This is a genomic window from Anabaenopsis elenkinii CCIBt3563, from assembly GCF_015245355.1.
Classification (GTDB): Bacteria; Cyanobacteriota; Cyanobacteriia; order Cyanobacteriales; family Nostocaceae; genus Anabaenopsis; species Anabaenopsis elenkinii.
The window spans coordinates 2,030,454-2,052,771 of the sequence record NZ_CP063311.1; the positions used below are offsets into that span (position 1 = coordinate 2,030,454).

The window sequence follows — 22,318 nt, forward strand, 5'->3', positions numbered from 1 at the left end:
ATATCAATAACGGAAAATAGCTGCTACTGCTGTACCATTAGGCATTTGTTCTGAGTCAAGAGTATATACCTTACCACCATTTATCAATGTCTGAATAGCTGCCAAATCTAACATATCTTGATCATCTGGCTCTGGTTCTGAGTGTAAATCTACAGTCATGGTATCTGGATTAAATTTGCCCCAAATTTGCATATCCATCGGCACTAGTATAGAATCAACCCTTTGGCAATAAGTCGCACAGACAACTTCTTTAATATCACTAGAAGTTGTACCAGTACCAGCTAGTTGTTGATAAAGTGCCACAACTGACTCCTGATTTTGCCGAAACAGAGGTTCAACAATAGGCCAAGCCTGTTGATGCAATTCTTCCGGTTTCATAAGTTCCGGGTTACCAGTAATACTTTCTGCGAGGAAGTAAGGATAAGTATTTGCCTGTTGATAAATGGGAAACAAATATTCAACCCCCATCAATAATAACGGATAATTGTCCCCCCGGATTGTCTCGTGTACTGCCCGATCTACAATGTGACAAAATTGTAAGATACTTTGTTGATGTTGATCCCGGTCAGGACTTCCCTGTCCATGAACATCGCCAGGCTGTAGAAATGAACTAGCGGTTCCCCCCCTAGTGGGCGTACCAATGCGATGTTGTACCCCTCTTTGAATATTCTCCTCTAGGAGAGCTACATCTATACTCTCAGGCATATTTGGTACTTCCACTTCCTCAAGACTGTAGCCAGTTCCCTCAAATACTCTAATATCTTTTTGACTCAGAGCTAGAAGATAAAACTTACCATCATTGTTGATTAAATGCAGTAATGGCTTCAGATGGAAACGGTCGCCAACAACTACCAATTCTTGAAACTCCATTGGTAGACGATAATAGCGGAACATCTGGGGAGAGATAAAAATTGCTAGTCCTTTCTCCTGGTTTTCCCAAAAATCCGTTGTATCAAGTTCCCTTGCTGGCTGGAGGAAATCAATCGCTTCAGTATGACGAATACCGATGGCACATAAACGTTCCTCAGCTTCACGGATTAAATTTTTAAACCGAATGGGATTCTGTCGAATTTCTGGCCCTGCCTTTTGCATAGGCATATACAAAGAAACACAAGGACTTTGGGAATTATCGACTAAAATTTTGAGTTCATCATGGGATAATATTGGCACTGTTGTTGAACTCCTAGTCAAAAGAAACTAATCAAGCTCATTTCATGTCATAACAAGTTTGATTAATTTTCATCTTGCTTTTGACTTAACTGTGATACAGACTTTTCTTGAGATAGATAAACGGTTAGTTTGAAAGATTACTACTTTTTCCCAGCGGACTATGGTCGTTGAGCTAAGTCGAACCGTAAAATTACCGCCGCACTGTAGGGATGTAAAGGACATATTGTCATATGTATATTTACTTAAACAGTCCGCAGTACTTATTTAATTCTGCTGCTAAACCATCTGATTTTTTACCTACAGTTTCAGCGGCTAATGTCAAAGATTGATCAATTTCTGTTCTCGCTTTTTGGATTTGTTCCCTACTTGCTGGTGATGCTGAGGCATTTTTAGTTGTAGCAAGTAGCTCAGATGCTTTAGCGATCGCTTGACCAAGGTCATCAAATATCTCCGCAAAACTACTTTGAAACTCTTTAAGGTTCGGGTCTGATAAATTTAGTCGTTGTAAAGACTTAGTAATTACTTGCAAATCCCTGGAGAGTTGCAAACTGGTTACTACTTGCTCTCCTTTATTTGCCTCAATTAAAGAGCTCCCAACATTCACCACCTGAATTAGTCGCTGACATTGGGTAATTTTATCCTCACAACTACTCAGCAGTAGAGTAATGCTCACAGCAACAGGAGCAATCACAATCAACTTACACCACACACAAAATACCCCACTTTCACCAATCCACTGGTAAGCCTAACTGGTTTAAAGTTTCTCCGTCTTTTAACAAGCCTTGAATCTCAGTATCTATTTGAATACATCCACCAGATAACACTAAAGCACGTTGAGTCACTTTCCCCAACCAATGTAACTCATGGGAGGCAATTAACATCACCTGCACTGGCAAGTTTAACAATACTTGTGCTAAGTGTCGTCGCCATGCGGGATCAAGTCCGTTAGTTGGTTCATCTAAAATCAGAATTTGTGGCTCTAGGGCTAAAATTGCAGCTATTGCAGCCAGTCGTCTTTGTCCTCCCGAAAGTTCGTGACAGGAACGGTGAGCGTAGGCTTCTAAACCAAAATTAGCTAATAATTCCCTAGCTCGGTCAATAGCTAGGGCTGGGGGAATACCGTAATTACGTGGTCCAAAGGTAATATCCTCTAAGATAGTGGGCATAAATAGTTGGTCATTGGCATCTTGAAAGCCAAAACCGATATTACGCCTTAGCTGGGGAAGAGTTTTTGGTTCTAAGGGAATACCATTAATTAAGATTTTCCCCCCATGGGGTTGTTTTAAGCCGATCAGGTTTTCTAATAATGTGCTTTTACCCGAACCAGTAGCACCTATTAAAGCTACGCGATCGCCTGCATTCAAACTAAAGGAAACATTTTCTAGGATTGGATTCTGGTGAGTGTATGCATATACCAGATTCTCCACCTCAATGACTGTGGGGCGGGGGTGATGTGTGGAAAGTTGGGAATCAAATGTCAAAGATTTCAAAATACCCGCACTAAATTGTAAGAACTTATGGTCAAGCCAGATGCTAGGGTACAAGCTAACAAAACCAAAAAACGCTCTTTTGGTTTGAATATCGCCTCTACAGGTAACTGTCCATTGTAACCACGAATGACCATGGCAGCATAAACTCGCTCTGCTCTGTCTAAACTCCTAAGATATAAGGCTCCAATCATTGCAGCATTAGTATAGCGCAGCCATGCTGCCTTACCATTTAAACCCCGCAGTTGAGCGCTACGCTGCATCCGTGTGACTTCATCGAGTAAAATTTCTAGATACTGCCCAGCTAATAATAAATTAGTTCTGATTGGTGCAGGTACGGGTAGGCTTTTGAGGGCAATAGCAAAACTATGGGGAGGTAAGGTTAATAAAAAACTATTCATGGTAACCAGACAGACGAGGGAACGTAGCAATAAAAAACTGGCTCGTTCCCACCCCATGGGTAAGGCCATGAATGAGAGGAAAATTAATTCAATACTGAGTATTCCTGCTAGTTGGGGAATGGGTACGCGCAAAAATACCGCCCAAACAAGAGCGATCGCCCCATATATCCCCAAGCACAGCCAAGCATTATACTGTAGTAAGGCTGTCCCCACGACAATTACTAAAGACAAATGCAAACGCAAAGGCAAAGCAACTTTAAGCATTTTTGGGTTTTACCACTTTAGCAATGCCAAAAGCCGCACCAAAGCTGACTATAGCTCCCAGAAGCCCGGCAATACTAGTACCAATCAATCCTAAAGATTCATGTTCGTAGTCAGCAAAAGGCGTTGATACTTGTACTCGCACTTCGTCGGCTAAACCGATAAAGTCTAAATCCTCAGCCACTTTTTCCAAACCATCAGGCCACCCTGACGCTACCAAAGATAAGACTCCAGCAATCAAGAAAATAGTAACCACAGGAACCAACCAATCTTGAAACTGTTGCTGCTCCCCCGGTAGTAAGTCTGGTCTGGCTTTAGCTAGGTAAACCAAGACACCGCCTGTAATCAGACCTTCACCAATCCCAATCAGAATATGTACACCTGTCATCGCTGGTAAGACTATGTTAATGGGTGCTGTTCCGGAAATAGCTAACTGTAGGGCGCAAACTATGGCTACGACTACGACACTGATACCCGCAGCAATACCAGCTGCTAGGGGTAAGCGTCCCTTGGAGCCTCCCAGGAGTTTTTGTATGGTTTCGGTTAATACCCAGCCGACCCAAACACCAATAATTGCGGCATTTAAAATATTAGCTCCCAAGGCGGTGATGCCACCATCGGCAAATAGTACAGCTTGAATGATAAAAACTGTGGACATAGACAACATTGCAGCCCAAGGACTACCTAAAACTATGGCTGCTAGGGTTCCCCCCAATAAGTGACCACTTGTACCCCCAGCTACGGGAAAATTGATCATCTGGGCGGCGAAAATAAAAGCTGTGGTTAGACCCAGTATAGGGGCGCTGCGCATCCCTAGGTCTTCTTGCGATCGCTTACAGGCAATCACCAATGCTACCGCACTTACTAAACTAGTAGCCCCAGCCACCGGAACTGAAATAAATCCATCAGGAATATGCATTATCTACTCTGTATCAATGTATTTAATGTGTATAATTACACAAATTATTTATGTAATTACAGGATCACATTAATAGAAAACATAATTTTTATGGCTTTTACAATGCCCTCTCAGGGGATTCTAACCTGTTATTTGGGTAATTGTGATCATAATTTTTTAGTTTAAAAATATACTTATTTATCGGAATGTTAAATTTTATTTCTAATTGCGCTATGGTTGCCCCACGCAAGCTATGGCGCTAAAACTAGGTGTGTAGGTTTGGGGGGGTGAGATGTTGGGATATGATATCTGCAATGAATTTTGGTTAGTGCTGACCTTGGTGATCTCAGTCGCGCCAGGGGTGTTTCTGGGATACTTAGCTTTTGGTCAGTTCGCTGGTTTTCCAGCTAAACGCCAAAAAAAAACATCACCACGCTCTAAGATTTAACGTGGTGAATGTCGTAACCAGTATAAACAGGACATCAGACCCGAAAGTCTTAAACTTCTGAGTTGTTTTCGGTTAAGCGTTTTTCTCTAATGTTTTGTAATTGCTGTAACAAAGAATCGACTTCTGCCTGGAGGTGTTGTAGTTTCGTGTGTTGGTCTTCTTGATAATAAGACTTGGTGACATCGCTAACCCAGAGCGTCTGGGAGGGAGGTTCGGAAACACTAGATGAACAAGTAGGCATTGTTAAATAAATTTCCTAAATTGACTCACACCATCTATATAAACATTATAATAACGTTAAGTTAAGATTAGTTAAACACTTGTATATATTTAATCATATAAACTCATACTTGGCTAGTGTATTTATAAGTCAAGGTAATGGTATCCCCTAAGTTCTACACAGAATTGATGGCTGGGAAGGGAGAGTAGTGTGATCACAAAGGAGGATTTCACATAAAATAAAAATCATCAGTGAGACCTTGGCACTCAATGTGGATAATATTCTTATAGAATGAAAAATCTAGAAAATAGCACCTCAAAAGGAGAAATTAAGTTTTTCCCTTGCCAATGGAGGGCTCACCCATCCCCAATCCTTAGTTAAAAACTTTTAAAACCTGTGACTGTGAGTTTGTCTGTTGTTAAATCTACTCGCCAACCTTGGCCCGGACTGATAGAAGCCTATCGCGAATATTTACCTGTAAGCGAGAAAACGCCGGTTGTTACCTTACTAGAGGGTAATACTCCCTTGATTCCAGTACCGGCGATCGCCGAACGCATTGGCAGACAGGTAAAAGTATTTGTCAAATACGATGGTCTTAACCCCACTGGTAGCTTCAAAGATCGGGGGATGACCATGGCAATCACCAAGGCTAAGGAAGCTGGGGCTAAGGCAGTAATTTGTGCTAGTACAGGGAACACCTCAGCGGCGGCGGCGGCTTATGCTAAACGTGGCGGGATGAAGCCTTTTGTGTTGATACCCGATGGCTATGTAGCCTTGGGTAAGTTAGCACAGGCTTTATTGTATGGTGCGGAAGTTTTAGCAATTAAAGGCAATTTTGACCGCGCCCTGGAAATTGTGCGGGAAATGTCCGAAAGCTATCCCATTACTTTAGTTAATTCTGTGAATCCCTACCGTTTGGAAGGACAAAAAACTGGAGCATTTGAGGTGGTAGATGCTTTGGGTAATGCCCCAGACTGGTTGTGTATCCCAGTGGGTAATGCGGGAAATATCACAGCATATTGGATGGGTTTTTGTCAATATCACCAAGGCGGAAAATGCGATCGCTTACCCCGGATGATGGGATTCCAAGCTGCAGGGGCAGCCCCTCTAGTTAACGGGCATCCTGTAACCCATCCTGAAACCATCGCTACAGCTATACGTATTGGTAACCCTGCTAGTTGGGATAAAGCCATGGCTGCCCAATCTGCTAGTCAAGGTAGTTTCAAAGCCGTTACCGATGAGGAAATTCTCGATGCTTATAGACTTTTGGCATCATCAGAAGGAATTTTCTGTGAACCCGCCAGCGCTGCATCTGTAGCCGGTTTGTTGCAGGTTAAAGACCAAGTTCCCACAGGGGCGACAGTGGTTTGTGTCCTCACCGGGAATGGTTTAAAAGACCCAGATACAGCTATTAAACACAGTCACAGCCAATTTAAACAAGGCATTGATGCTGAAGTAGGGGCAGTAGCCCAAGCAATGGGATTTTAATTACTTGGTATCACTTGATACTCCCCCCGGCTTCTAGCCGTGGGGATTCTTGAAAAGTCCACAAACGAACTTTCAATGGTGCTATCAAAGACACCCTACTGATTCCGCTTAGGCCTAAACCTACCTTTATCGCTACTTTGGCTGAAATATTAGCCGCGCCGTTGGCATCGGCATTTAATAAAATATTTTTAGCTGTTCTAAACAGCCCACGATTAACAGGTTTTCCTGATGATTGCCACCCTTTCGGTTTGTCACCAAATGTAGGTAGCATATCACCATCTAAAAATGATGCCTTTGAGGTATATGATTCTTCCGTTTCTACAAACTGAATTTTGTATTGTTTACACAATTTTTCAATGCGGTTTTTTAACTTAGCTGATGGTATCTGAACAAATTTTTGATTGTTTATTTTTCCCATCACACAGAAATTCTAGAATCGCGGTAACTTTCTGTACGGTTGCTCATTCCACCCCGTAATTGAGATATAAAATCCGATGTCACATTTTCGCGTTGCTCCCGTAATGGTATTGAGCGATCGCTTACATAAATTTCACCTACCAGCCTTTTATACCTATCTTGGGTAACTGAACGGACTTTGATTGATGCGTTATTTGATACAGGATTTTACAACGTAGCCATAAGGATTTCAGGCTACAAAAACGAGAGGGGTTCAAATGGTACAATTTTATTGTCAATCAGGATGTTACCAGCAGGTCATCAAGTCCTTATCGTAACTTTCAGCATGGCTGATCATTTGACCCCGAAGACAAAATAAGGACAGATTCCTTGGGATGATCTTGTCAAAACTAGAATCTGTTGTGATAAAAATTTGAATATAGGAAGATAAAATGATTATTCGAGCTTACTAGCCACAATGCAATTATCGTAATTATCAATGGGGGGCTGAATCAATTGATTCATTTTGGGTAGAAGCAACTTATGAGGAGGCTGAAAAAGCAATCTTCCCTTGGTAATAAATGCACGACAAAGTTTGCTAACAACTACGAACGGAATTAGGTAAGGATGAATACTCCACCGTTGCAATTGCAGATTCTTAGTCTGTGAAAACAACGGAAAAAAGGGAAGTCTACGGTTTCGATGGTGGCATTACAACATAAAATTTTCCAGTGATTCTTCAGTATCTACTATCTGTAATCGCTGAAATTGTTCCCAAACTTCCGATGTAACCAGTTTTGATACTATTTGGGGATTTTTATGAGATATTTCCTTCATTATACCCCGCCATGGCAGACGCAGTTGTTGAATATAAGTGTTTTTATCATTAACTTGATTAAGTAAAGAAAGTGCCAGAGGAAAAATAGGAGAATTTACTTTGATTTTATCAGTCCTTAGTCCTTGTGCTACTATAGCTAACCATACAGGAATGAGTTCTAAAACTTGATGATTTTGTAACATTTTCAATGCTTTTTCTTCCATACCTAAAGCACCTAAAATACACAAACATTGATATTTTAATTCATAATTATTACTTTGCATTCCTTCTAACCATAATTCATCAGTCCGCTTTTGAAACCGATTAGCATAAAAATCATAAGCTGCTTGCACTTGTTCAGGAATTGTCACTTTATATCCTGCTTCATCCCATATTTTTAAATCAGCTTGATAGGACAATATATTATTAGAAACATTAAGATGAATTTGGCGATCAACTATTACCTCTTTAGCATGAGAAGCACCTAACCATAAAATTTGTACTCCTGGTAATTTCTCTCTAGTCATAACTTGTTTTAATTTATTGACTAACTGTATATCTATTTTTCTTTCTTCACCACCTTCTGTTTGAGAAATACCATAACCTATCAAAACCCAAACACCTTTATTAACTATCTTCCTAAGTTTGTTGATAAACTCATCATTAACAACATTTTTACTAATCCAAGGAGAATAAATAATAATTTCTTGCTTTGCTTGTTCTAATAATTTTTCAAATTCCTCTGTAATTTTTGCACCGCGTATTTGTTGAACTGTACCAGTAATTGAGTTGGTTTTCTCTTGTTGATTTCTGAGTTTAATTATATTTATTATCTCCTCAACTTCTGCGTTATGATGCTGTGAAATAAGTTCACACATTGTTTGCAGTTCATCATCATCTAATCTGCAAAACTTATGTAAATCTATTTTTTTATTTTCCAAAAGATGATTTATATTTAATTGCTTTCCATCTAAAATCCCTTGTAGTGTAATTACTCGGGTAACAGTGTCAAAAACAACTAAGATATTAATCGTTTGTTTAATAATTTCTGATTTTAATAACTTAAAATTTGTCACAATTCTACCACTTTCAGGATTATGTAAAGCCAAATAGTGAGTTTGCAACAATTGGCGAAAATCTTCAATGTCGAATTTAGATATATCTATTAAATTTGGTTCAAATTTGACAAAAGAATGAATATTTTCTAAGTACAAATCATCCAAATTTTCAGAGATTAAAGGAGAGTTTTTTAAAATAATCTGATTTGATAATAAATCATTGATAAAATATACTTCTTGAGTGGTAATTTTATCTGCTACACAACCTTGTAAATATAAATTTAATCCTTGGGGAGTTACTTGAATATCTGAGGTTGGTTTTAAAACTTGTAAATTGCGTAAATTTTGACAAATGTTTTTTACAAATACAATATCTAAATCAAAAATTTCTGCCAGTTCATTTTCCGTCGGTGAATCCTTCAAATGAATACTAGCACGCAATATAAATTCTTCGAGAATGTTAAACTTACGTGGTTTAGTAATAGTTATTTCCAGAGTATTTTGAGTGAGTGGACAATACAGTTTACGAGCAGCTAAAACCGATAAGGCTGAATTTTTATTTTCCAGATCATTAACTATTTCCTGTAGTTCTGGATCAATAGGTCTAGATTCAAAAAACATCTAACAACCCCTCATGGAATTTGATGGCATTGGATACATTAGCGTAGATAGTACCAGATTTACCCGACACACTGGTAAATAATGACTCACAACCCACAATTATTAAAAGTTCCTGAGCGCGAGAAAAAGCTACATTAATCCGTTCTGGTTTTTTAGCAAATCCAATATCATTATTTGCATTGTTTCTCACTAGACTAACAATAATAATTTGTCTTTCCATTCCTTGAAAACGGTCAACAGTACCAGTTCTAATATTCAATGCTGGATAATGACGCGGGTGAATATGATTTTCTATTAATTTTAATTGACGACCATAAAATGTGATAATTCCTACTTCTTTTTTCCCTGTTCCTGATTGCATTTTTGGCAACCAAGCAGCATTTATTTGTTTACATATTTCTAAAATATGATTTACTTCCCCTTGATTATAAAAAGATGTACCCTCTCTTGTTTCTCTGTATTGTGAAGTTGTGGGAGTTTTCCACCAAATTATATGATGTTGATCTTGTATTTCTTCTCCTGCAACATAATGAGCGCGTTGTTGATCAGGATTTACTAAACCACATTGGAGTTGATAATCATAAAATTGATTAATTACACTCATAATCTGTGGGTGCATTCGATACTGAATATTCAGCATGATTTTAATATTATCTGGTGCTGCTTCAAATTGTTGTTTAAACAGCGATTCTCTTAAATAACCTAATTCTTCCTCTGTTGTATTTAGTGCTACTGCTAATTCTTCTAAAGTTTCATTATTTAACATTGGTGGTAACTGACGATGATCTCCCACCAGTACTAATTTTTTAGCCTTTAATGCAGGAATTAATATCTCTGGAGGTGTGCATTTACTTACTTCGTCAATAATCACAACATCAAAAGATTTCCAGTCTAAAAAACGTTTACTTGCAGATTGACCACAGGTAATACCAATAACATTAGCATTATCCAAGTAAAGATTTTGTAATTCTTTTCTGTCTTGTGGCGAATGATTGCGAAGTCGAACTACATAATCAGAAATCAAGGTTTCATATTTGGTCAAATAAGTTTGATATTCCTCATTTTCCTTTTTCCAGGTTTGAAACTGATTCTGCATGATTCGCAAAAATTCTAGGTTAAATATGTCTGGATTATTTATTTGCGGTTTAATCGTTTCAGGAATATTTATCCATTCTTGTTTCCACCAGTTTCTATGTGGTTGTAGTTGCTGGTTATATCCTTCAATAGTGGTATTGATACTGACAATACTATTTTGACACTGTTCAATAATTTGACTTGTATCTGCTATTCTTTGTTGAGTTTGATGTAACTTTGATTGTAATTCTTTCTCTATATCATTCACTATGGTTAGAGGAGATAAAGAAGGAATTACATCTCCTATTTTTGAGTATATTGTTTCACAGTTATTGATAACTTTTATAAACTCTTTAGTATGTTGTATAACTGCAAATGGTTGAGTTGGATTTTGATGTGTAAAGTTATTAATTTCTCTAGGTAAATGTGATAAATTAATAACTTGCTGCCATCTAGCAGAAAATAGATTATTATTTTGTTCTAACTCAGAGCGAAAGATTTGTAATTGTTGTTGTTTTAATGAGATATTTTCTTGTTGTTGGATCAATGACTGCTGCAGTTCATAAAATTTTGCCTGCTTGCAGTTGATTTCTTGTTGTGTTTCTTGCTTTTTCAAATCTAACCATTCAGAAATACTGGTTTTCATTTCTTGAATGAAAATAATAATACTATCATTAATATTAAGGTAATTTGGCTGGGATATAGTTTTTCCAATTATTAATGCTTGGCTTCCCACAGCTTTTAAAATATATTTAGTATCGAATAGAGCTACTATTTTATAGTAGTTAAAATATCTATCACGCCAATTGGTTGTAATAATTTTTATTATTGATTCTGAGAACGTTTTTATTTTGATCCACCAATTATTGTGATTAGTTAATATTTTTTGGCAAAATACAGTGAGTTCATACAAATCATCTAAGATTTCGGGAGTTTCAAATCTATATAGTGAATAGAGATAATTACTATCATCAAAAGTTTGAATTTTTAAAGTTAAATTAATACTATTTAATAATTTATATAATTTTTGTAATTTTTCTTTGGTGGAAGATATAAAGATATCTTCCTGAATTTTATAATTTATTTTTGTTCTAAAATCTTCAATAAAAGATATCCAAGGATAAGAACAATTTGCATTATATGTAATAGCTAATAAATAAGGAGGTAATTTTATAAAATCCTCACTTAATAAACAAGAGTTTTCTATATTGCTCGTAACCAATTCTTGTAACTCATATCCAGTGACTGAGAACCATTTTTGTAACTCATTTAAAGCTAAACTAATTTTCAGTTGACGATTATTTAATTGATCAATTTCTGCTGATATCTGATTTTTATTTTTGATGTTGTTTTGATGGCTGTTTTCTGCATTAGCTAAACTATTTTTATGGGCTTGTAATCTTTGCTGTTGCTCATCAATATTACCCATCAATTCAGCAAGTTGACGTGATAAACTTAGTGTTGTTTTTACTTGTTGCAAAGCAAGAGGCGCATTTTTTTCTAACCAACCAGCTTGTGCAAGCAATTCTCTTTGTGGTGGTACAATTTGCAGATGTTCAGTCAAAAAACGAATATTTTTTTGTAATTTATCTATCTCTTGATGTTTAATGTAGTGATCCTTTAACTCGATGAGAATTTGATTAATTCCAAAATCAAACCAATTAATATCAGGTTGTTTTAAAACAGATAATTTATCTAGTGCAATCTGCAATTCTTGTTGATTTTCCTTGTCTAATGTATAATTTTCTTGTAATCGTCTATAGTGTTGCTCTAGAGAATCTTTTCTTAATTGCAGTTGTTGAGTTTTATCTGTAAATTCTGCTTCAAACTGCACATATCTAGTAAACAGGGTTTCATTTCTGCTAATCTTCTGTAAAATATTTACTTTTCTCTGTTTCTGCAATAACTTTTGTTCACAACTGTTAGCAGTATTTGTTAACCATGTATTGACAACATTCGCTTCTAAAAAACCTGCATCTTCCTGGTTAACGGAGTTTTGATTACCCTTTCTGACTGCACGAATAACCGGGTTATGTATTAATCTACTCAGAGCATTATCTACAGCTAAATTAGCTTGAGAAGCAACTAAAGTCCGTCCTCCTCTCAAAGCAACTTGATAACAAATTTCGGCAATTACAGTGGTTTTACCTGTTCCTGGTGGTCCTTGAATTAATGCAAATTCAGGTGCAGATAGAACTGTTTCTACTGCGGATATCTGACTTGGATTTGCTGTTTTTAGTAATAAATCTTCCGATTTTAAATTAATTATTTTTGCTGGTGTTTTAGCTTCTGCAACGTTAAATAAAAATTGTCCTAAATCCGGATTTTCTGCTTCTCCCTTTTTTACTTTATTTATGGCTTCGCGCTTTCTGTTTATTTGTACTCTATCACCAAATGCCTGAAAAGATAAATATCCTGTATTAGGTAGTTGATATTCATTATTATCTAGTAAATGCAATATTTCTGATTCTAAATGGATACGAATTAGACATTGTTGTTGATTAATGGTTTCAATAATTCCTAGTTCTCTACCTTCTGTATATATTTGATTTCTTTTGTTTTTGGCTTCTAGGTTCAATTCTTCTAATTCTTCCGCTTCATTTTCTGTCACTAAATATATTCTGTTACTGACAGAATTAACTGCTCTTTGCCAAAATTCCTGAACAGTTATTCTATTTTCTTGTGAACTATCAACACTCGCTTGATCTGCTACAATTTCAAAACTGATATTTCTTGATGCAGTACCATAATTGTGTCTGACAAATGGCACAAAAAATTGCTTTGATATAGCAATACGTTCTTCAATTTCTAAAAATGCTTCCCATGCTTGTAACTGTTCTTCTGTGGGTATAGCAGGGAGTGGTAAATTGGTGGTAATTTTTTGCCAAGTTGCAAAAGGTATTCCCCTAGAATACTGAGAGTTAACAAGTTTGATGTAACAGGGAAATGTAAAGTTGGGTTGGTACTCCAGAACTGGTAATAACCGGATTGATGTAATACTTAATGTATATTCACCACGATCCTTGACTATAAACCGTAAGCTTAGGGTTTTGTTTTTTAACTTTAGTATTGGTGGTAGGGGAGACTCTGGTGTATCTGCTAATATTAATTCCCAGATTTCTTCTTTAGGTTCTTTTCCCGCTTTCAAACGTTTGACGTAAAATAGCTGTGCAGTTTGTCCGGCAATAGTTTCTAGTAAACTGTTAGCACGTTGATAAATGCCGGTTTCTGATCTAACATTACCTTCTATATCTGTCAGGAATCTGCTAGCAGTTTTGGTATTTATGAACTTATAACGCCACTCTTCCATTTGCAGTCACCAGGTATGCAATTTAACATTGTATTCTATATAACTTTTTCTGTCAATCAAATAGTTAAGCACTAGGATTTTGCGGGTATGATGTTGACACAAATAGGGCATCTTTCAAGAAACACAAACTTCCAGTTACCCCAAGCTCCGTTTTAGACGATGTTTGAAAAGTCGGGCAGATTGTAAAAAAGCTCTCTGGGTATAAGCTGTGAATAGATAATAAACAGCACCGAGAGGGCGACATGAGTAAAGTTTACTCTAGCAACCTGACCTGTGATCAATATGAATTGATTAGTGACCTAGTTCCAGAGGCCAAACCAAGTGGACGCAAGGGTGAAGTTGATATGTGGTCAGTCCTGAATGGGATTTTCTATATTTTGGTAGAAGGAGTGAGATGGCGAGGGCTACCGGGAGACTTTTCACCCTGGCAGACAGTGTACACATATTTCCGTAATTGGCGCCAAGATGGGACTTGGCTGTTAATCCATGACAGTCTCAGGGAGTGGGTGCGGATAGAACAGGAACGACACAAGAATCCAATTGCTATACTGCTTAATGACTGATTAATGACTGATATAGGTGCAGCACCAACAGTAGACACGAAATAACTGTTTGTCCAAAGCTTTGGTAGTCGAGATTTTAGCCAAGGAAACTCTTGTCTAATGTGAAGCTTTAATAAAAATTAATATTCACTGTGGCTAAAGCCAGGGACTCGCTCCACTGCGACTGAAGTCGCTATCGATTATCCCCATGTCTAAAGCCATTGGCTCAGGTCTCGTCTTATGGTCAGGGTCAGTGGGGGCTACACCCATTTTTTCTGGGACAGGTAGCCCCCACATTGCTTTATGGGGTATTTTAGTTATTTGGCGAAGATTTTCTGTTAAAGTTTTTTACCTAGTTAGAATTTATGAACCAAAAAAGGGATAAATAAGAATAGTTTTATCTAAGTGATTCTCCCCTTAGTTCTTCTATGACTTATTGTCTCAGAATTGCTGATATTCCCACTAATGAGCGTCCACGGGAGCGTTTAATTAGCCACGGTGCCAAAACTTTGGCTACAGCTGAGTTAATTGCAATTCTTTTAGGTACTGGTCAAGGACCGGGAAAACTTTCCGCGGTGGGCTTAGGACAATATATACTCCAAGAACTCAGTAAACACCAACGGGACCCCCTAGCAGTCCTGCGAGAGATTAACCCAGCAGAACTGATGCAAATTCCTGGTATTGGGCCAGCCAAAGCCACCACTATCTTAGCGGCAATTGAATTGGGTAAACGTACCTTTCAGTTTCGTCCCTCAGACAGTACACCCATTGATAACCCCGTTGTAGCTGCGGCTGCACTCAGTCAGGATTTGATGTGGGAAACACAAGAACGTTTTGCAGTCTTGCTGTTAGATGTGAAAAATCGGTTATTGGGAACCCAAGTAATTACTATTGGTACTGCTACGGAAACCTTAGCATCCCCGCGGGAAATTTTTCGAGAAGTCATTCGTCAAGGTGCAACGCGAGCGATTATTGCTCATAATCATCCATCAGGTAATCTGGAACCTAGCCCAGAAGACATAGAATTAACTCGTCAATTATTAGTAGGGGCCCAGCTTTTAGGAATTCCATTATTAGATCACTTAATTTTAGGTAAAGGTGGTCACCAAAGTTTACGTGAGATTACTAGTTTATGGAATGAATACCCCCAAGGTGATTAAGAAGAAATTGGAGTGACGGTTATTGCCACTCCTGGATTGTCTGATCAAGAACGTTAAAGCTGTTATTTACCGTTGCGGTTGCTACTATTATCATTCCTTAGTAGCACACGTTCAGCGAGTTTTTCTGGTACTTCCTGGAGATGGTCGTATTCCCAATGGAAAAAACCAACGCCCAAAGTGAGCGATCGCAGCTCTATAATAAAGTCTTGCATCTCTGCTTGGGGCAAGTAAGCAGATACATGATCCCAGTTTTGCCAATCATCTTTGCCCTCATATCCTAAAATCTGCCCTCTTCTACCACTCAATAATTGCAGCACCTTAGAGGTAAATTCACTCGGCGTTGTCACCCGCACCCTGAGAATCGGTTCTAGAAGGGTCGGTTGAGCCAGGGATACCCCCGTTTGCATTGCCAATCTTGCAGCCTGCTTAAAAGCTTGTTCAGAACTATCAACGCTGTGATAAGAACCACTAGTTAGGGTGACAGCCACATCTACCATGGGAAAACCCAAAGGACCATGTGTCAAAAACTCCCGCACTCCCATTTCTACACCGGGGATATACTGTTTAGGAACCACACCACCAACAATAGTTTCATCGAAGTTAAAACCTTCTCCCCGTGGTAGGGGTTTAATATCGAGAAAAACATCACCAAATTGGCCATGACCACCACTTTGATGCTTGTAGCGTCCATGAACCGCAGCCACAGTTTTACTGATGGTTTCTTTATATGGTACTTGCGGCTGATGAGTTGTCATCGGTAAGTGGTACTTACGGCGCAATCTGTCCAGGGCGACTTGTAAATGAATTTCACCTTGACCCCAGAGAATGACCTCGTGAGTGTCCCCGTGTTGCTCCCAAGCCAAGGAAGGATCTTCTTCTAACAACTTGGTCAGAGAACTGCTGAGTTTGACTTCATCATTACGTCTTTCGGGTGTAATTGCCAAAGCATAGACTGGCTTTAACTGTTCTGCTTGGGGTAATTCCTTCACAGGGGTTTGTGTAGAAATTGTCTCTCCTGTGTTGATACCCTCTAAACGGCTCAAAGCCACAATTTCACCAGCGCCAACGTGATTAACTAAATGCTGTTGTTGTCCCATGAGGCGGTAAATTCCCCCACTCCGTACACCATTTAGGACAATACCTTCAGTTAATTCACCTCGCCACACACGCACGAGGGAAAGTTTCCCACCTTGGGGCGTATAGTAGGTTTTTAATATCTGGGCTAAAGTTTGGTTACCTTTGACATTTTTTAAACGACGTTCTGCTGTGGTTTCTGGTTCTGGTGCTTCTCGTTGCAGTGCTTCTAACAGAGGTCTGACACCATAATCTTTTTCTGCTACACCAAAGAACACGGGAACTACTAAATCCGCCCCTAATTCTAGTTTTAAGTCTTGGAGAATTTCTTCTTGGGGTGGTTCAATGTCTTCTAAAAGTTCTTCTAGTAGGTGGTCGTCAAAATTTGCTAAAGTTTCGAGCATTTCAGCTCGGGCCATTTGTTCTTCTGCTTTTAAATTTTCCGGAAAAGGAATCAAATCAGCAGGTGCGCCGGGGTGATATTGATATGCTTGTTCACTCACCATGTCAATAAATCCGGTGAGTTGTTCCCCTTGCATGATGGGGTATTGGTGCGCTACCAGAGGACGACTAGAAACTGCTTTGAGGGCGTGTAATGTTTCTAAAACGTGAATATTTGCCCGATCCATTTTATTCACAAACACTAGATGGGGAATTTCCCAATCATCCAGGAATTTAAATAAGGGCGCTAAGGTCAGGACGCGTTCGGCGACGGGTTCACAAACTACAATTGCTGCGTCAACTCCTATTAAAGCATTGTAGGTTTCTTGGGCAAATTCTATCGAACCGGGACAGTCAATAAAGGTAAAACGAGTGTCTTTAAACTCTGTACTAGCGGCGGTTACTTCTACACTCATATGGCGATCGCGAGATTCTGGCGCACTATCCCCCACAGTGTTACCATCCTTAACATTACCTGGCCGCGAAATTGCCCCACTAACAAATAATAAGCTTTCTAGTAATGTGGTTTTTCCACTTAAGTAAGGGCCAACAATTGCAACGTTCCGCGAACCCGATTTTACTTTTTCGTTCATAAAACCTCTCTTGCGGTAAGTCAATCTTACCCGCATGATTCTTGTTCAGGAATATCAAATACTTTTCTGCCAGAAAAATAATTCTTTCCTTAACTTGTCATTATCCTGCCTTTAACCACAATTGCAAAAAATTGTATTTTATCGTAAGATGTACCGTAAATTATCCTAACTTAAAAATAAGTTTAATTTATAGCAGGGGGCAGGGGGCAGGGGGCAGGGGGAAGCCTTGAAACGCTTCAAGTTCAATGGTTTTATCTTCTGTTTATGTCCTAACCACCTTGGCGGTTGCTATATAAGATTAAAGATTTGTAAAGTATTTAGCACTGCCAAACCTTTTTATAACATTTATTTAGGGTGTGAACTTCTTTTAGGCGTATCTTTTTCTACCCTTCTGGAGAGATGAATCACTCCTTGAGCATGAGTAAAAATCAAATAGTCACCTCAAGGAGAATAAATATATGACTACAGGTAACGGTCAATCTCAACAACCAATTAGCAACCTAGAGTATGACTTCCTCACCGTGCTGCATAATAAAGCTGAAGCAGTAAAGGCCTATGATTGCTATATCAAAGATGCACAGGAAATGAACTCTCAGCCCTGTGTAGAATTATTTCAAAAATTGCGGCAGTCAGAAATAGAACAAGCCCAAGAAGTGCGCCACCATTTGCAACAAGTGATGCAGCATGGCAAGATGTATAGCAACCGCCAAGGAGGTTAGGACGCAAAAAGCAAGACATCCTCAATGGCATCTCGTAAAGAATCAAACCGCTCAAGTTTTTTGCGGATTCGACTTTTTAACCAAGACCAACATTTTTCAATCTGATTCAGGTCTGGAGAATAAGGTGGTAGGTACAGCACTTCACACCCTGCGTACTGAATCAGTTGTTGAATGCGCCCACCTTTATGAAATGTGGCATTATCCATCACCACAACCTGTCCTGGTTTGAGTGTGGGAAGCAAACAAGCTTCAAGCCAAGTCTCAAATACTATAGGAGTTACGCATTGACAGAATAACAAAATAGTGAATTGATAAATATAGGTCGTCTACTTGCTAGGTATCAGACAATTAGAAAAATCACGAAACCATCCACAGCGCAATGCAATCTAGACCTATACACCTTATTTTTACTGTCAGAGCCAAAGTTTGGGGGGTGCAGTAGGTTAGCAGAGATATTAGGAGACGTTTCACATGATAGTGTGAATCGCTTTTTATTGAGAGAGCGATATGAACCGAAAGATTTATTCAACATTATAGAAAAAGTTATTAACTTGGTAGGAGGAATACTAAGTGTAGATGATACAGTGATAGAAAAGATTTACAGCGACCCCAAAAATGCTGAATTAATCGGTTATTTTTGGTCAGGTAAAGCCCATAAAACAATTATTGGCTTAAATTTAATCACTCTATATTACAGTGATATTCATGGTAATTCAGTGCCAATAAATTACAGAATATATGATAAAAAGGAGGGAAAAACAAAAAACGATTATTTTAGAGAAATGGTAAGTGAAATAATAAGCTGGGGAGTCAAACCCAGAATTGTAACAGGTGATAGTTGGTATTCAGGAGTAGAAAATTTGAAATTCCTAAAAAACCAGAAATTGGGTTTTCTCTTCGGAATTGAAAAAAATAGAACTGTTTCAAATGAGCCACACAAGTATTGTCAAGTAAGCACTCTGGCTATTCCCGAAGAAGGATTAAGGACTCATCTGAAAGAATTTGGATTTATAAAGTTGTTGAGGAAAGACTTTAAAAAAGAAGACTCTAGACACTATATTTTGTATCTTCCAGATGAGGAAAGAATCGAGGATATAACTAGAAATGAATTTATGACAATTCATGATACTCATTGGGGAATTGAAACCTTTCATCGAGCCATAAAACAAGTATGTGGAATTTGTCGGTTCATGGTTAGGGATACTCATGCAATTAAGACTCACATCTTTTGTTCACTTCAAGCTTTTGTTAAGTTGGAGTTTATGCGCTCTGAAAAAATAATTAGCAATTGGTATGAAATACAACGGAATCTGTTTACTTTAGTTGTACGTGAGCATATTTTTGCTAATCTTAATAGCGATCGCATGATCTAGATATCATAGATCATATTTTTTGTCAATGCGTAAGTCCTATACTATTCGATTACACGCACCCTCAACAGTGAAAGGAGCTATCAGCTTATGGTTACACAGCGCGGCAATTATGTTCACCCGACCTTCACGACGACCTGATTTAAGTGCATGGAAGCGCTGTCCTTTTGAGTTCCAACCGTAATCATACTGGTCTCGGTTGTCCATTCCTGACTCATCGAGGTATACAATCTTCTCCACAGGTAACTCAGACAACTGCGTTACGAAAGCCTGTCGTTTGACCTCATCGCGCTCACGGTAGCCATAAGTCTTTTTTTTCGCGTAAAACCAATTTTTTTCAAAGCTCTTGAGATTGTGCGATCGCTAATTTCTTCAGGCCAAAGTGAGGCCATCTCTACTTGGGTTTTATCGCCATGTACGGAAGCAAACTCACGAAATTTTTCCCAATCGGTAATTTTGTGACCATTCCCAGGACGCTGATTAGGCAAGGCTTGGAAGTCCCCCGTTTCGGTTTTTCGCTTCAACCATAGGGTGATGGTGTTGCGACTAATATTAAACATTTGACTGGCTTGAGTTTTCTTCAAGCCATCGAGTTCAATCGCTTGGATTACTTTTTGACGAAGGTCGTAACTGTACGGCTTGGGCATATACCTGTAGCAAGCGATCGCTTCACATGAAAAGGGACTACTTATAGTTTATGCTTAAATTACCTTGGCGGTTGCTATAATAAAATTGCGAATAAAAAAATAATTTCCTACTAATTAGCATCTGAGCAAAAAAAAGCGGGTACTCTACCCGCCCTCAAAGAACTATAAAATTAAACTATCAATCGGTACTTAAAGAGCAATTTCTGGCGCGCGCAAAGAAAGCTGTGATGCTTCTTTTTCCTGTGCTAATGTCGGTACAGAATGACGTAATCTTGCCGTTAACTCTACAGTTGTGGCATCATACATCTGAGTTAATAACTTGGGATAAAACCCAATACCAATAATTGGCACCAACAAACAAGCAATGATAAACACCTCACGGGGTTCCGCATCTATCAAAGCTTGGTGAGAAACTAATTCTTCGTTTTCTTGACCGTAGAAAATCTCCCGCAACATGGAAAGCAAATAAATGGGAGTTAAAATTACACCCACAGCCATCAAGAACACCACGATGACTTTAAAAGTGGAGCTATAAGCATCACTGGTGGCGAAACCCACAAACACCATTAATTCAGCCACGAAACCGCTCATTCCTGGTAATGCTAAAGAAGCCATGGAACAAGTGGTAAACATAGCAAAAATCTTCTTCATCCTCTTACCGACACCACCCATTTCATCTAACATCAGGGTGTGTGTGCGGTCATAAGTTGCGCCCACAAGGAAGAACAAACTCGCCCCAATTAACCCGTGGGAAACCATTTGTAAAACCGCCCCACTCAGTCCCAAATCGGTAAAGGAAGCAATACCAATGAGGACGAACCCCATATGAGAAATTGAAGAATAGGCAATTTTCCGCTTCAGGTTCCGCTGGGCGAAAGATGTTAGAGCGGCGTAGATGATGTTAACCACCCCCAAAACCACCAACACTGGGGCAAAATAAGCGTGAGCATCGGGAAGCATTTGGGCATTCATGCGAATTAAGGCATAACCGCCCATTTTTAGCAGAATACCTGCTAATAACATATGTACCGGTGCTGTAGCTTCACCGTGGGCATCTGGTAGCCAAGTATGCAAGGGAATAATTGGCAACTTGACAGCGTAGGCAATGAGAAACCCAGCATAAAGTAAAAGCTGGAAATTGAGAGCGAAATCCTTTAGGGCAAGCGATCGCATATCAAAAGTGACGGTATCGCCGTAAAATCCCATTGTCAGGGCAGACAGCAAAATAAACAACGATCCACCGGCGGTGTATAAAATAAACTTAGTCGCTGCATATTGTCGCTTTTTACCTCCCCAAATGGACAGGAGAAAGTAGATAGGTACAAGTTCCAGTTCCCACACCAAGAAAAATAACAGCATATCTTGAACAGCGAACACAGCGATTTGGCCGCCATACATCGCCAGAATCAAGAAATAAAAGAGCCTGGGCTTGAGCGTCACAGGCCAAGCTGCTAAAATTGCCAACGTAGTAATAAACCCAGTCAAAATAATCAGAGGCATAGACAAGCCATCTGCCCCTACTGACCAATTCAAATCCAGTTGAGGTAACCAGGGGTAACTCTCCACCATTTGCAAGTCGCCGACAGAGAAGTCATAACCAGTATAAAAAGCGTAAACAATTAGTGCAAAATCTATTAACCCCACAACCAGGGAATACCAGCGCACTGTTTTGCCGTCTTTATCTGGGATGATAGGAATCAGTAGCGACGCGGCTATTGGGAACAAAATAATCGTCGTCAGCCACGGAAAATTAACTGTATTCATCGCAATTAATCTGCAAACAGAATCATATTGGGCAAAAAGTCACTAGCTATTAACTAACAGCTTTTTGGCAGTTTTCCCTTCATTGTTAGGTTGATTTAATCAAATTGACAATCCCCCACCCTCCCAGATGACCTAAACCACATCTATAAAGCAGCCATCTGAGGATGTCTGTATATTACAGGTAAAATGCCCCCCAGTTACCTCAAAATGAGCCAGTAAGGTATCTGTTGTACATTAAATGGCAAATTTCCTGAAAATATGAAAATTACGGATTTTCAGATGATTATTGAGCTGTTAGTCAAATATTTGTAAGTTTAGTAATGTTTACCACGTACACCTTGTGTAAAATAGTATACTAG

General features: G+C 38.8%; 16 protein-coding genes and 3 pseudogenes. 5 read left to right on the forward strand and 14 right to left on the reverse strand.

The genetic code is table 11. The features are described from left to right. Positions 1-3 precede the first annotated feature (3 nt). The 6 genes from IM676_RS08970 to IM676_RS08995 form a co-directional block, all read right to left on the reverse strand. Positions 4-1,170, reverse strand: coding sequence for a baeRF3 domain-containing protein (locus IM676_RS08970; protein ID WP_200989862.1), 1,167 nt, complete (start codon positions 1,168-1,170; stop codon positions 4-6). 238 nt (positions 1,171-1,408) lie between these two features. Then, complete coding sequence (locus tag IM676_RS08975) at positions 1,409-1,861, reverse strand: hypothetical protein (RefSeq protein ID WP_225880480.1); 453 nt, start codon at positions 1,859-1,861, stop codon at positions 1,409-1,411. A gap of 34 nt (positions 1,862-1,895) precedes the next feature. Beyond that, positions 1,896-2,660 (reverse strand): energy-coupling factor ABC transporter ATP-binding protein, encoded by a 765-nt coding sequence (locus tag IM676_RS08980; protein ID WP_200989863.1) that lies wholly within the window; start codon positions 2,658-2,660, stop codon positions 1,896-1,898. Next, positions 2,657-3,322: an energy-coupling factor transporter transmembrane component T family protein gene (locus tag IM676_RS08985; RefSeq protein WP_200989864.1), complete on the reverse strand. Its 666-nt coding sequence runs from the start codon at positions 3,320-3,322 to the stop codon at positions 2,657-2,659. Before IM676_RS08985 ends, IM676_RS08980 begins: the two co-directional genes overlap by 4 nt. Beyond that, positions 3,315-4,238: an energy-coupling factor ABC transporter permease gene (locus tag IM676_RS08990; protein ID WP_200989865.1), complete on the reverse strand. Its 924-nt coding sequence runs from the start codon at positions 4,236-4,238 to the stop codon at positions 3,315-3,317. Before IM676_RS08990 ends, IM676_RS08985 begins: the two co-directional genes overlap by 8 nt. Before the next feature lie 476 nt (positions 4,239-4,714). Further along, positions 4,715-4,906 (reverse strand): hypothetical protein, encoded by a 192-nt coding sequence (locus tag IM676_RS08995; protein WP_200989866.1) that lies wholly within the window; start codon positions 4,904-4,906, stop codon positions 4,715-4,717. 375 nt (positions 4,907-5,281) lie between these two features. On the opposite strand from IM676_RS08995, the gene thrC reads away from it, so the two are divergent. Further along, complete coding sequence (thrC, locus tag IM676_RS09000) at positions 5,282-6,373, forward strand: threonine synthase (protein WP_200989867.1); 1,092 nt, start codon at positions 5,282-5,284, stop codon at positions 6,371-6,373. 10 nt (positions 6,374-6,383) lie between these two features. Here the strand turns inward: thrC and IM676_RS09005 are convergent, their stop codons facing one another. From IM676_RS09005 to IM676_RS09015, 3 genes are all read right to left on the reverse strand, one after another. After that, complete coding sequence (locus IM676_RS09005) at positions 6,384-6,794, reverse strand: hypothetical protein (protein WP_200989868.1); 411 nt, start codon at positions 6,792-6,794, stop codon at positions 6,384-6,386. Positions 6,795-7,480: 686 nt separating this feature from the next. Next, positions 7,481-9,265: a phospholipase D-like domain-containing protein gene (locus tag IM676_RS09010; protein WP_200989869.1), complete on the reverse strand. Its 1,785-nt coding sequence runs from the start codon at positions 9,263-9,265 to the stop codon at positions 7,481-7,483. Then, the gene (locus tag IM676_RS09015) at positions 9,255-13,649 is read right to left on the reverse strand and encodes an AAA domain-containing protein (protein WP_200989870.1); all 4,395 of its coding nucleotides are present in this window, start codon (positions 13,647-13,649) and stop codon (positions 9,255-9,257) included. Before IM676_RS09015 ends, IM676_RS09010 begins: the two co-directional genes overlap by 11 nt. A 242-nt stretch (positions 13,650-13,891) precedes the next feature. Here IM676_RS09015 and IM676_RS09020 point away from each other — a divergent pair, with 242 nt between their 5' ends. After that, on the forward strand, positions 13,892-14,212 hold the full coding sequence (locus tag IM676_RS09020) for a transposase (protein WP_404799833.1): 321 nt from the start codon (positions 13,892-13,894) through the stop codon (positions 14,210-14,212). On the opposite strand, the pseudogene IM676_RS09025 reads toward IM676_RS09020, so the two are convergent. Further along, positions 14,209-14,313, reverse strand: a pseudogene (locus IM676_RS09025) (transposase); the annotation flags it as partial. The gene IM676_RS09020 and the pseudogene IM676_RS09025 overlap by 4 nt on opposite strands. 306 nt (positions 14,314-14,619) lie before the next feature. Between IM676_RS09025 and radC the strand changes: the two are divergent. Further along, a complete protein-coding gene (radC, locus tag IM676_RS09030) occupies positions 14,620-15,351 on the forward strand; it encodes a RadC family protein (RefSeq protein WP_200989871.1) in 732 nt (243 codons plus the stop codon). Positions 15,352-15,413: 62 nt separating this feature from the next. On the opposite strand, the gene IM676_RS09035 is transcribed toward radC, so the two are convergent. Further along, positions 15,414-17,459: an elongation factor G gene (locus IM676_RS09035; protein WP_200989872.1), complete on the reverse strand. Its 2,046-nt coding sequence runs from the start codon at positions 17,457-17,459 to the stop codon at positions 15,414-15,416. A 458-nt stretch (positions 17,460-17,917) separates the two neighbouring features. Here IM676_RS09035 and IM676_RS09040 point away from each other — a divergent pair, with 458 nt between their 5' ends. After that, a complete protein-coding gene (locus tag IM676_RS09040) occupies positions 17,918-18,178 on the forward strand; it encodes a hypothetical protein (RefSeq protein WP_200989873.1) in 261 nt (86 codons plus the stop codon). Here IM676_RS09040 and IM676_RS09045 read toward each other — a convergent pair. After that, a pseudogene (locus IM676_RS09045) lies at positions 18,175-18,462 on the reverse strand (transposase); the annotation flags it as partial. The gene IM676_RS09040 and the pseudogene IM676_RS09045 sit on opposite strands and share 4 nt — an antisense overlap. A gap of 63 nt (positions 18,463-18,525) precedes the next feature. Between IM676_RS09045 and IM676_RS09050 the strand changes: the two are divergent. Next, positions 18,526-19,551: an IS701 family transposase gene (locus tag IM676_RS09050; protein ID WP_200990024.1), complete on the forward strand. Its 1,026-nt coding sequence runs from the start codon at positions 18,526-18,528 to the stop codon at positions 19,549-19,551. Between the two features lie 39 nt (positions 19,552-19,590). Here the strand turns inward: IM676_RS09050 and IM676_RS19790 are convergent. After that, positions 19,591-20,195 (reverse strand): annotated as a pseudogene (locus IM676_RS19790) (IS630 transposase-related protein); the annotation flags it as partial. A gap of 189 nt (positions 20,196-20,384) precedes the next feature. Further along, positions 20,385-21,959 carry a photosynthetic/respiratory NAD(P)H-quinone oxidoreductase subunit D1 gene (gene ndhD1 / locus IM676_RS09065; protein WP_200989876.1) on the reverse strand — a complete coding sequence of 525 codons (1,575 nt, stop codon included), beginning with the start codon at positions 21,957-21,959 and terminating at the stop codon, positions 20,385-20,387. Positions 21,960-22,318 lie beyond the last annotated feature (359 nt).